Source organism: Micromonospora sp. KC606 (assembly GCF_004348675.1).
Lineage (GTDB): Bacteria > Actinomycetota > Actinomycetes > Mycobacteriales > Micromonosporaceae > Micromonospora.
Window position 1 is genome coordinate 1 of sequence record NZ_SMKN01000189.1, and the last position, 10,899, is coordinate 10,899.

At 74.3% G+C, this 10,899-nt stretch carries 8 protein-coding genes and 1 pseudogene; 5 read left to right on the plus strand and 4 right to left on the minus strand.

Annotated elements, in window-relative coordinates; all coding sequences use genetic code 11:
- Window positions 1-348: 348 nt before the first annotated feature.
- The 5 genes and pseudogenes from E1193_RS33405 to serS form a co-directional block, all read left to right on the plus strand.
- Window positions 349-660, plus strand: a pseudogene (locus E1193_RS33405) (hypothetical protein); the annotation flags it as partial.
- Entirely contained in the window at window positions 657-1,832 is a 1,176-nt protein-coding gene (locus E1193_RS25215; RefSeq protein WP_132185671.1) for a zinc-dependent alcohol dehydrogenase, read from the plus strand. The pseudogene E1193_RS33405 and the gene E1193_RS25215, both read left to right, overlap by 4 nt.
- Before the next feature lie 17 nt (window positions 1,833-1,849).
- Window positions 1,850-3,034 carry a saccharopine dehydrogenase NADP-binding domain-containing protein gene (locus tag E1193_RS25220; RefSeq protein WP_132185672.1) on the plus strand — a complete coding sequence of 395 codons (1,185 nt, stop codon included), beginning with the start codon at window positions 1,850-1,852 and terminating at the stop codon, window positions 3,032-3,034.
- A gap of 47 nt (window positions 3,035-3,081) precedes the next feature.
- Window positions 3,082-4,182, plus strand: a complete 1,101-nt coding sequence (locus E1193_RS25225) for a MerR family transcriptional regulator (protein ID WP_132185677.1) — start codon at window positions 3,082-3,084, stop codon at window positions 4,180-4,182.
- A 283-nt stretch (window positions 4,183-4,465) separates the two neighbouring features.
- Window positions 4,466-5,752: a serine--tRNA ligase gene (gene serS / locus E1193_RS25230; protein ID WP_132185673.1), complete on the plus strand. Its 1,287-nt coding sequence runs from the start codon at window positions 4,466-4,468 to the stop codon at window positions 5,750-5,752.
- On the opposite strand, the gene E1193_RS25235 is transcribed toward serS, so the two are convergent.
- From E1193_RS25235 to E1193_RS25250, 4 genes are read right to left on the minus strand one after another with little or no spacing between them, the layout of a single operon-like run.
- Window positions 5,736-6,626: a cytochrome c biogenesis protein CcdA gene (locus E1193_RS25235; RefSeq protein WP_132185674.1), complete on the minus strand. Its 891-nt coding sequence runs from the start codon at window positions 6,624-6,626 to the stop codon at window positions 5,736-5,738. The genes serS and E1193_RS25235 overlap by 17 nt on opposite strands.
- Entirely contained in the window at window positions 6,626-7,246 is a 621-nt protein-coding gene (locus E1193_RS25240; RefSeq protein ID WP_132185675.1) for a redoxin domain-containing protein, read from the minus strand. The genes E1193_RS25235 and E1193_RS25240 overlap by 1 nt, the downstream gene beginning before the upstream one ends.
- A 21-nt stretch (window positions 7,247-7,267) precedes the next feature.
- Window positions 7,268-8,734 (minus strand): NADH-quinone oxidoreductase subunit NuoF family protein, encoded by a 1,467-nt coding sequence (locus tag E1193_RS25245; RefSeq protein WP_132185676.1) that lies wholly within the window; start codon window positions 8,732-8,734, stop codon window positions 7,268-7,270.
- Window positions 8,731-10,566: a hypothetical protein gene (locus E1193_RS25250; protein WP_243707883.1), complete on the minus strand. Its 1,836-nt coding sequence runs from the start codon at window positions 10,564-10,566 to the stop codon at window positions 8,731-8,733. The genes E1193_RS25245 and E1193_RS25250 overlap by 4 nt, the downstream gene beginning before the upstream one ends.
- Window positions 10,567-10,899: the final 333 nt, after the last annotated feature.

Below are 10,899 nucleotides of genomic sequence, written 5' to 3' on the forward strand. Positions count from 1 at the left end.
GGCCCGCACCAGGGTGACCGGGCCGGTGGCGCCGGCGTCGAGGCGGGCGGCCAGCCGGGCCCGCCACAGTAGCGGCTCCGGCAGGGCGGGCGGGGTGAGCCGGGAGGCGAGCAGCGGCGGTCCCGCGTCGGGCTCGACGATCCCGTTGCTCCTGCGGCCCTGCGGCATCGGTGCCACCCCCGTCGGACGCGTTCCTCCCCGGTCGCCGGCGGTTACCCGGCCCGCGCCGGTTCACCCCTTCGGGGGGAGCCGGGTTCACCCGGGCCCGGACGAGCATGGGACACCCGGGCGGCCGGCCGTGCGTGACCGGCCGGGGAACGTCCGGAGGGGCAGGTGGTACGGATGCGCTGGCAGGTGGTGACCGTGGACCGGCCCGCCGGTGAGGTGCTGCCCGGCGGACGGTGGCCGGAGCCGCTGCGCCCGCTGGCCGGCGCGGTGGAGCTGCGGCTACGCCCGGCGCCCGGGGCTCGGGGCACCGAGCTGGCGGCCCGCCCGCTGGGCGGGCGGACCACCCTGCCGGGGATGGCCGCCCACCTGGTCGGCGACGACCCGGGCCGGTACCTTCGGGACACCCTGCGCCGGGTCAGGCAGCTCGTCGAGACCGGTGAGGTGCTGCGCGCCGACCGATCGCCGGTGGACCGCCCGGCGGTGCCCGGATGAGGGCGCTGTGCTGGGAGGGCGCGGACTCGCTCGCGGTGCGCCAGGTGCCCGACCCGGAGCTGCGCAACGCCCACGACATGATCGTGCGGGTGCGCCGCAGCGCCACCTGCGGCGGGGATCTGCCGCTGCTCGCCGGGCGGTCACCCTTCCTCGCCGCCGGTGACGTGCTGGGCCACGAGTTCCTCGGGGAGGTCGCCGAGGTCGGGCCGCAGGTCCGCCGGCACCGGGTGGGCGACCGGGTGGTGGTCTGTGCCACGGTCGCCTGCGGGAGTTGCTGGTACTGCCGGCGCGGGCAGCACGCCTGCTGCGACAACGGCGACCCGGCCCCGGCGGCGGCCGAGGCGGCCTGGGGGCAGCCCACCGGCGGCTGCTACGGCCACCCCCGGGGCACCGGCGGCTTCGCCGGCAGCCACGCCGAGTACGTGCGGGTGCCGTACGCCGACGTCGGGGCGTTCACCGTGCCGGAGACGGTCAGCGACGACCGGGCGGTCTTCGCCTCGGAGGCCGCCCCGGCCGGCTGGATGGGCGCCGAGCTGGGCGAAGTGGGCCCCGGCGACGTGGTCGCCATCTGGGGCGCGGGCGCGGTCGGCCAGCTCACCGCCCAGGCCGCGACGCTGCTCGGCGCGGACCGGGTGATCGTCATCGACCGGCATCCGGAGCGGCTGCGGATGGCCGAGCGGCACACCGGGGCGGAGACGCTCCACTACGAGCAGACCGACGTCACCGCCGAGCTGCGGGAACGCAGCGGAGGCCGGGGCCCGGACGTGTGCGTGGAGGCGGTCGGCGCGGCCGACGGCGGCGGCCGGCCGGCCTCGCTGGCGGAACGCTTCGCCGGCCGCCGGGCGGGCCGCGCCGAGGATTCCCTCGCTGTCCGGGAGGCGGTGCACGCCTGCCGCAAGGGCGGCACGGTCTTCGTCACCGGCACCTTCACCGGGTTCGTCGACGCGTTCCCCCTCGGCGCGGTGATGAACAAGGGGCTGACCCTACGCAGCGGCCGGCAGCACGGACAGCGGTGGATCCCGATGCTGCTGGAGCGGATGGCCCGCGACGAGCTGCGCACCGAACACCTGGCCACCCACCGGCTGCCCCTCGACCAGGGCCCGGCCGGCTACGCGCTGTTCCGGGACCGGGCCGACGGGTGCGTCCGGGTGGTCTTCACGCCGGAGGGCTGAGAGTGCACACTCGGCGGATGGGTCCCGACCGTTCGTACGACCTCGTCCTGTTCGGCGCGACCGGCTTCACCGGTGGCCTCACCGCCGAGTACCTGGCCCGGCACGCCCCGACCGGGCTGCGCTGGGCGCTGGCCGGGCGCAACCCGACCAAGCTGGCGGCGGTCCGCGACCGGCTCGCCGACATCGACGCGACCCTGGCCGAGCTGCCGCTGCTCGCCGCCGACGTCACCGACGCCGCCTCCCTGCGGGCGGTGGCGCACAGCGCCCGGGTGGTCGCCACCACGGTCGGACCGTACGTGCACCACGGGGAGCCACTGGTGGCCGCGTGCGCGGCGGCGGGCACCGACTACGTCGACATCACCGGCGAGCCGGAGTTCGTCGACCTGATGTACGTGCGGCACCACGCCGAGGCGGTCCGCACCGGGGCCCGGCTGGTGCACGCCTGCGGTTTCGACTCGATCCCGCACGATCTGGGCGTCTGGTTCACCCTCAAGCAGCTCCCGACGGACGGGCCGGTGACCGTCGACGGGTTCGTCCGGGCCGGCGGGAAATTCTCCGCCGGGACGTACCACTCGGCGCTGACCGCGTTCTCCCGCGCGGCCGAGATGAGTCGGGCGGCGAAGGCGCGCCGGGCGGTCGAGCCCCGCCCGCCGGGGCGCCGGGTCCGCGCGGTGCCGGGCAGGGTGGGCCGGTCGAGGGAGATCGGCCGGTGGGCGGTGCCACTGCCCACCATCGACCCGCAGGTGGTCCGCCGGTCCGCGGCGGCCCGCCCCGAGTACGGCCCGGACTTCCGCTACCGGCACTTCGCGGCGGTGAAGCGGCTGCCCACCGTCCTCGCCGCGGGCGTCGGCATGGCCGGCCTGGTCGGGTTGGTGAAGCTGCCGCCGACCCGGCGCTGGCTGCTCGGCCGGCTCTCCTCGGGCCAGGGGCCGAGCGCCGAGGAGCGGGCGAGGTCGTGGTTCACGGTCCGCTTCGTCGGCTCCGGCGGGGGCCGTACGGTGCAGACCGAGGTGGCCGGCGGCGATCCCGGGTACGACGAGACCGCCAAGATGCTCGCCGAGTCGGCGTTGTGCCTGGCCCTGGACGAACTGCCGCCCACCGCCGGCCAGGTCACCCCGGTCACCGCGATGGGCGACGCGCTGCTGGACCGGTTGGTGAAGGCGGGCCTCACCTTCCGGGTCCTGTCGGGCCCGCGCGGTTGACCCTCGACCGGGTTGAGGGCCCAGCATCCCTGGTCGTGGAGAGTGAGCTGCGCAGCATCGGCGAGCTGGCCCGGGCCAGCGGCCTGACGGTCAGCGCCCTGCGGTTCTACGACCGCTGTGGGGTGCTGACCCCTGCCCTGGTCGACCCGGTGACCGGCTACCGCTGGTACGCCGGCGAGCAGGTGGCGCCGGCCCGGCTGGTGGCCGGGCTGCGTCGGGTGGGCCTGCCGTTGGCGGAGATCGGCGTCGCGCTGCGGCACCGGCACGAGCCGGCGGTGGTCGGGCGGCTGCTCGACGCGCACCTGCGCCGGCTGGAGGACGGCCTGGCCGACGTGCGCCGTGAGCTCTCCCGGATCCGCGCCCTACTCGATCCCGAGGAGATCGTGATGACCACGACGATCACCCTGGCCGCCGGCGACCTCGCCGCCGCCGTCGACGCCGTCCGCTTCGCGGTGGGGGGCGACCCGGAGCTGCCGGTGCTGTCCGGTGTGCTGTTCGACGTCGAGCCGGACGGCGTACGGCTGGTCGCCACCGACCGGCACCGGTTGGCGGTGGCCCGCGCCACGGGTGCGGTGGACGGCCCGGTGGCGCGGGCCCTGCTCCCCGTGGTGGTGGTCGACGCGCTGCGCCTCCTGCTGGGCGCCGGACCGGCTCCGGCCGGCAGCGCCGCCGGGGGCGCACCGGACGCCGGCACGGCGACGGTCACCCTGACCGGGACGCAGGTGGCGGTCGCCGTCGGTGGCCGCGAGGTGGCCGCGCCGACCATGCCGGACGACTTCCCCGACTACCGGCGCCTGCTGCACCCGGTGACGGGCGAACCGAGGGCCCACCGCTACCCGGTCGACGCCGCCGCCCTGCGGGCCGTGCTGCGCGCCCCCGACCTGCCCACCGTGCGCCGGGAGCACGACGGCCGGGCGTACGCGGTGACCGTGCTCGGCGCGGACGACCGAGGGCTGCGGGTGGTGGGCCCGGACGAGTCGACGGCCGGGCTGCGGGTCGGGGTGGACGGCCGTTACCTGCTCGACGCGCTCGACGCCGCTGGCGACGGGCAGTTGGTGCTGGAGCTGGACGGCCCGATCGCGCCGCTGGCCATCCGCCGCCGGGACGACGAGGACGCCTTCTCCATCCTCATGCCCATCCGGCTCTGAGCACACCCTTCGCGTGTTCCGCAGTGGCCGCCCTGCGGTCCCGAACCACCGTTGCCGGATCGGTGGTCACGTGACGAGCCAAATCGTCCAACCATCGACCACAGAGCGTGACCATACCGGCGGAAATCGGCGGCGGTCACACCGCGTGGTCGGGAACGGTCGGGACCAGGCCGTCGTCCGCCTGTCGCCAAGACCCGGTACGGGCGTACCGGGCGCGGGTGGGCGCGACGGTAGCATCGGTGGGTTCCCACCTGACTTCCCGGACGGAGGCGTACGGAGCAGCATGCTCGACATGGAGTTGATCCGGAAGGATCGCGAGGCGGTGGCGACCGCGCTGGCGAAGCGACTGGATCCCGCCGAAGTCAACCGGGCCCTGGACGAGATCCAGCGGCTCGACCAGGAACGCCGGGCCCTGATCACCGGGATCGACGCCGAGCGGCAGCGCCGCAAGGCGGAGGCGCGGGCGTACGCGGCGGCCAAGCGCGCCGGCGCGGAGCCGGAGGTCTCCGCGCCGGAGGCCGGCCGCAAGCAGCTCGCCGAGCTGGAGGCCGAGCTGGACGAGGTGCAGTCCCGGCTGCGCGGCGCGATGAGCGAGTTGCCCAACCTCCCCGCCGACGACGTCGTGGCCGGCGGCAAGGAGGCCAACCGGGTGGTGAAGACCTTCGGGGAGCCGCCGGTCATCGAGAAGGTCCGCGACCACGTCGAGCTGAGCCGGGCGCTGGGTCTGGTGGACCACGAGCGCGGCGTCAAACTCGGCGGCTCCGGCTTCTGGATGTACACCGGCCGGGGCGCCCAACTGGAGTGGGCGCTGGTCAACTGGCTGATCGAGCAGAACATCAGGGCCGGGTACGAGTTCCTGCTCCCGCCGCACCTGCTGCTGGACACCGCCGGCTTCGCCGCCGGTCAGTTCCCGAAGTTCTACGACGACGTCTACCACCTGGACAAGCGGTCGGCGCCACGCGGGCAGTTCCTGCTGCCGACGGCCGAGACGGCGATCCTCGGCGCGTACCAGGACGAGATCCTGGAGACCGCGAAGCTGCCGTTGAAGGTGTTCGCCTACACCCCCTGCTACCGCCGGGAGGCGGCCGGCTCGCACTCCGACGAGCGGGGCACCGTCCGGGGCCACCAGTTCAACAAGGTGGAGATCTTCCAGTTCACCCTGCCGGATCAGGCCGACGCCGCGCTGGAGGCCATGGTCGGCCACGCCGAGAGCCTGGTCGAAGGGTTGGGTCTGCACTACCAGCGCAGCCTGCTGGCGGCCGGCGACGCCAGCGCCGCGATGCGCAAGACCCTCGACATCGAGGTCTGGATGCCGAGCACCGGCAAGTACAAGGAGGTGTCGTCGGTCTCCTGGGGCGGCGACTACCAGGCCCGTCGGGCGGCCATCCGCTACCGGGAGCCGGGCGGCAAGCAGACCCGCTTCGTGCACACCCTCAACGGCTCGGCGCTGGCCACCAGCCGGCTCTTCCCGGCCATCCTGGAGCAGTTCCAGCAGCCCGACGGTTCGGTGCTGGTGCCGGAGGTGCTTCGGGACCGCCTCGGCACCGACCGGCTCACGCCGACGAGCTGATCCGCCGGCGGCGGGGGTCGGGTGAGCCGACTCCCGCCGTCGTCGTCCGGCTCCGCCGCCGGATCAGCGCCGCCACCGCCAACAGCACCACCAGCCCACCCGCGAGCACCGCCGGACCGGTCGCGTCCAGCGCGGAGACCAGCGCCTGCTGCACGCTGGCCGCCCCGACCACGACCGGGTCGCCGAAGGCGTCCCGGCGGCCCTGCGCCAGCCGCACCTCGTACCAGCCGTACCAGGCGACGTAGCCGCCGGCGAGCAGCAGCACCAGGCCGCTGAGCCGGGGCACCCACGCCCCCGCGCCCCGCAGCCGGGCCACCACCTGGCCGCGCAGCAGCGCCACGCCGAGCGCGGCGACCGCGACCACCAGGCCCATCCCGACCGCGTACGCGACGAAGAGCGCCACGCCACGCGCCGCCGACCCGGCCTGGAGGCTGGTCACCACGATCGCCAGGAACGGCGCGATCGCGCAGCCGAGCGAGGCGAGGGCGTACGCCATGCCGAACACCACCATGGACGCCCACGACCGGGTCAGCCGGGGCGCCCGGGCCAGCGGACGCACGGTGGGCAACCGCCGGCCGGCGAGCAGCCAGCAGCCCAGTGCCAGCAGCAGCAGGCCCAGCCCGACGGTGAACCAGGGCAGCCGGGGGCGCAGCCAGTCGGCCGCCGGGGCCAGCGCGAGGCCGAAGGCGCCGAAGACCACGACGTACCCGGTGGTCAGCCCGACGGCGGCGGTGAGCGCGCGGGCGACGGCGCCCCGGGTGTCGGCGGCCCCGGCGACCAGCAGCGACAGGTACGCGGGCAGCATCGCGAAGCCGCACGGGTTGACCGCGCCGAGCATGCCGGCGGTCACCGCGAGCAGCAGCGGCGCCTCCATCAGCCGGCCAGCGCGGTGACCCGCCGGGTGAGGTCCTCGCCGTCGAGGAAGCCCTGGTGGACCACCTTCCCCTCACGGTCGATGATCACGAACGTGCTCTGCTCGACCACCTCGAACCGCCGCCAGAGCGCGCCGGCCCGGTCGTCGAGCTGGAGGGTGCCGCCGAGTTCGAACTCGGTGACGAAGTCCTTCATGGCCTTCTGCTGGCCCAGGCCGGCGACCCCGACGATCGGCACCCTGTCCCGGAACCGCGGGGCGATCTCGGCCACCGTCCACGCCTGGCTGGCGCAGGTCGCGCACCAGGGCGCCCAGAACCAGAGCACCACCGGTTTCCCGGCCAGGTCGGCGGCCGAGAAGGCCGCGCCGTCGAGGGTCTTCGCGGTGAACCGCAACGTGTCCGACACCGGCACGACGGGCCCGGCCTGACCGGTCGGGGTCGACGTGCCACCGGCGAGCGGCGCGGCGGTGGCCGCCACGGCGACCTCGCTGGCCGGCTGCGCCCGGGGCTGCCCGTCGGCCGCGCAGCCGGCGACGCCGGCCAGCGCGACAGCCAGCGCGGCGACGGCGGCGACGAGCCGGGTGGGCGGCCGTCCACCCGTTCCGTTGCTGGGGTACCGCATCCCGGTCTCCTCTCGGTGGGGCTACTTCGCGTCGACCAGCCGCAGCGCCAGCGCCGGGCAGACCTTGACCGCCTTCATCGCGCCCTCCTTGAGCCAGGTCGGCACCGGTGTGGACGGGAAGGCGGGGTATCCGTTCTGGTCGAGCCGGATGAAGTCCGGCACGACGTGTGCGCAGAGCCCGTGCCCGTCGCAGCGGGACCAGTCCAGGGAGAGCTTCTTCGGGTCGGGGTCGGGTGCGCCGGGCAGGCCCATCACGCCCTTGACCCGCTTGCCGCAGCCCTCCCCGGTGGTGTGCAGCTTCAGGTCGTTTCCGAAGACCTCCATCGCCGAGAGCGCGAACCGGGAGGTGCCGTCGGGGTGGCTGCACGCGCCGCGTCCCTTGACGTCACCGGCGGCGGCCCGGACGACCTCGACCGGCGCGCTGCCGGAGACCGCCAGGTCGACGGCGCGGGCCAGGTCGGGCAGGCCCCGCTTGCACGGCCCGCACTGCCCGGAGGACTCGCCGGCCAGGTAGCGGACCACCTGCGCGGCCTCGCCGAGCGGGCAGGTGTCCTTGCCGAGCGGGATGATGATGCCGGCGCCCAGGGTGCCGCCGACCGCGGTGAGGCTCTTGCGGGAGACCAACGCCTGGTCCGCCGCCTCCGGGGTGATCCACCGGCCGTGGTAGCCGCCCATCAGGATGCCCGGCCCGTCCGGCACCTCGCACAGGTCGAGGATCTCCCGCAGCGGGGTGCCGGCGGCGCACTCCACCACGGCGGGCCGCTTGGCCTGGCCGGTCACGGTGAGCAGCACGGTGCCGGGTTCCTCGTCGGTGCCGAGCGCCGCGTACTCGTACGGGCCGAGCCGGGCGGCGATCGCGACCTGGGCGAACGTCTCGGCGTTGGACAGCAGGGTGGGTAGGTTCCGCACCCCGGAGTCGCTGGACCGCTTCTTGGTGCCGGGCGGGATGTGCGGCAGACCGTTGATCCCGTTGACCAGCGCGCCGCCCTCGCCGGAGACGAACCGGTGCGGCACGGTGACGATGGTGGCCGGCACCGGCATCCGGCGTTCCTGGAGCGCCTCGGTGAGCGAGTCCAGGCCGACGAGGTCGTCGGCGACGCAGAGCACGATCTCCTCGGCGTCGAGCGCGTACGCGGCCAGCGCCGCGCCGTCGAGGATCAGGTGCGGCGCGCGGGTGAGCAGGACCTTGTCCTTCCAACTCGCCGGCTCCCCTTCGGTGGCGTTGACCACCACCACGGCGGGCAGGTCCTGCCGCTTGCAGGAGTCCAGCACCGCCTTGAGCTTAGTGAAGAAGGGGAAGCCCGCGCCGCCCTTGCCCTTGAGTTGGATGCTCTCGGCCAACCGGAGCAGGTTGTTGGGTTCCATCGGCCCGATCGGGCCGTGCACCATCTCGTGCGCGACGAGGTCGAGCCGGCCGAACTCGGCGAACCCGGCGGTGAGTCGGGGTTCGCCGATGCAGGCCACCGGCGGCACCTTGGTTCGCATCACTTGGCCTCACCCCGCAGTCCGGCCCAGTAGGCCCCGTCCACCTCGGCCGCGTCGGCGCGGCCCTTGCGCCGGCCGGACCGGTTGTCGCCGGAGGCCCGCATCTTCCGCCGCGAGGCCAGGTCGACCAGGGTCGGGGTGTCGTCGACGGGCAGGTCGTCCGGGACGTACCGGGCCGGCGGACGCCAGTAGTCGGGCTCCTCGGGCACGTCCGGCTCGACGCTGTGCCGGCCGGCGGAGACCGGCTCGGCCGACACCGGCCGGGAGCTCTCCCAGCGGCGCGGGCTGTCCCAGGGCTCCTCGGGGTTGGCGGTGCGACGGCGGGGCGACGTCGAGTAGCGGGCGGCCACCTCATCGTCGTCGAGGCGAGCGCGGCGGCCCGTGGACACCGGACGGATGTCCTCGTCCTCGTCGTAGCGGGCACGACGACCCGTGGACACCGGTCGCACGTCCTCGTCCTCGTCATAGCGGGCACGACGCCCGGTCGAGACCGGACGGATGTCCTCGTCCTCGTCGTAGCGGGCACGACGACCCGTGGACACCGGTCGCACGTCCTCGTCCTCGTCATAGCGGGCACGACGACCCGTGGACACCGGTCGCACGTCCTCGTCCTCCTCGTACCGGGCACGGCGCCCGGTCGACACCGGACGCACGTCCTCGTCCTCGTCGTAGCGGGCACGGCGACTGCCGGAGACCGGGGCGACGTCCTCCTCGCGGCGGCGCGGGCTGGGCCGCTCCTCGTCGCGTACCCGCTCCGTGCGCTCGCTCCGGGCGGACCGCCGGGCGGCGGGTTCCCCGCTCCGCTCGCGGCGGCCCGTGGTGGGCTCCGGCTCCTCGGTCTCGCGGCGGGACCGTCCGGCGCGGACCGGTTCGCGCAGGGTGCCGGGTTCGGGTACCACCGGCACGGTGAACCGGTCGGGGTCGCGCCGGCGGGTGGCGGCGCTCGGCGACGCCCCCCACGACCCGGTGGCGGTGGTCTCCGCCCAACCGCTCCGGGCGCCCCTGGTTTCCTTCTCCTCCTCGTCGCCCTTGCGGAGACCGAGACCACCGAGCAGGATCTTGGCCTTGCTGTCCTCGCCCTTGCCGGTCATCGCCGCGTTCAGCGCGGCGGCCTGGGTCTGCTCCCGGCTGCGCTTGCCGAGGTAGACGGAGAACCGCACCAGCAGCGCGACCACCACGAGCAGCACGCAGACCAGGTAGCTCACGATCACCCAGGTCGCTCCCTTACGGCCTGCGTTGAGGCCGTGGAACAGCGCGAACGGCCAGGCGAGGTAGGCCATGGAGTGCATCGCGCGCCAGAACCACTTGGGACCGACCCCGGCGAAGCGGACCCGGACCAGACCGGTCCACAGGACGCTGATCATGAGGAACGAGGCGACGGTGCCGAAACCGACGTAGAGGCCGTAGCCACCGATGAACGGCACCACGGCGTCGGTGAGGCCCGCCCGCCCGATGGAGATCTTGGTGATGATGTGGAAGACCAGCCCGGCGACGGCGACGGCGCCGGTGGCGCGGTGCGCGGACTGGAGCAGCACCCGGTGCCGGATCTGCAACACCAGGCGGTCGGTGGCGAGCAGACCCAGCATCACGGTGATACTGAGCGAGACCAGGGTGACCACCCCGGCGAAGAACTCGGTGAAGACGAAGCCGTACGCGTACATCGCCGCGCCGCTGCCGGACATCTCCATGCCCGCCCACACCAGGCCGAACACGGACGCGGCCATCAGCGCCATCGAGGACTTGGACACGGTCCGGACACCACGGCTGCTGGTGCTGGTTCGGACGGCCTCCGCCTTCTGGTTCTGCTTTGCCCGGGCCATCTGCTCCTCGATCATGTCTCACGGCGGCGCCGCCACCGGCCGACCTGCTCCCCCATCCAGTACGCAGCCGCAGGGCTTACGGATCAGTGTCCGTGTCGAAATTTCTCGGGCCTTCTCGAACCACCACGGCTTCCGGCGCGTGTAGTGCCTTTCACAGCCGTTCCACCGACTCCGGGGCCACCACCCGGTGGATCCCCCACTGAACCGAAGTTCGAGTCGTTAGAGTGGTTTTATGCTGTTTGACCGTTTGGCCTCCGGCTCCGGCCTCCGCTGGCTCGCCGCCGCGTTCGGCGTACCGGCGCTGCTCGCGCTCACCCTCCTGGCCAACTCGGCCATGCACCGCACCGA

Coding starts and splice junctions, on each gene's coding strand:
- E1193_RS25215 (WP_132185671.1), top strand. CDS start 657: ATGAGGGCGCTGTGCTGGGAGGGCGCGGACTCGCTCGCGGTGCGCCAG.
- serS (WP_132185673.1), top strand. CDS start 4,466: ATGCTCGACATGGAGTTGATCCGGAAGGATCGCGAGGCGGTGGCGACC.
- E1193_RS25235 (WP_132185674.1), bottom strand. CDS start 6,626: ATGGAGGCGCCGCTGCTGCTCGCGGTGACCGCCGGCATGCTCGGCGCG.
- E1193_RS25250 (WP_243707883.1), bottom strand. CDS start 10,566: ATGATCGAGGAGCAGATGGCCCGGGCAAAGCAGAACCAGAAGGCGGAG.
- E1193_RS25220 (WP_132185672.1), top strand. CDS start 1,850: ATGGGTCCCGACCGTTCGTACGACCTCGTCCTGTTCGGCGCGACCGGC.
- E1193_RS25240 (WP_132185675.1), bottom strand. CDS start 7,246: ATGCGGTACCCCAGCAACGGAACGGGTGGACGGCCGCCCACCCGGCTC.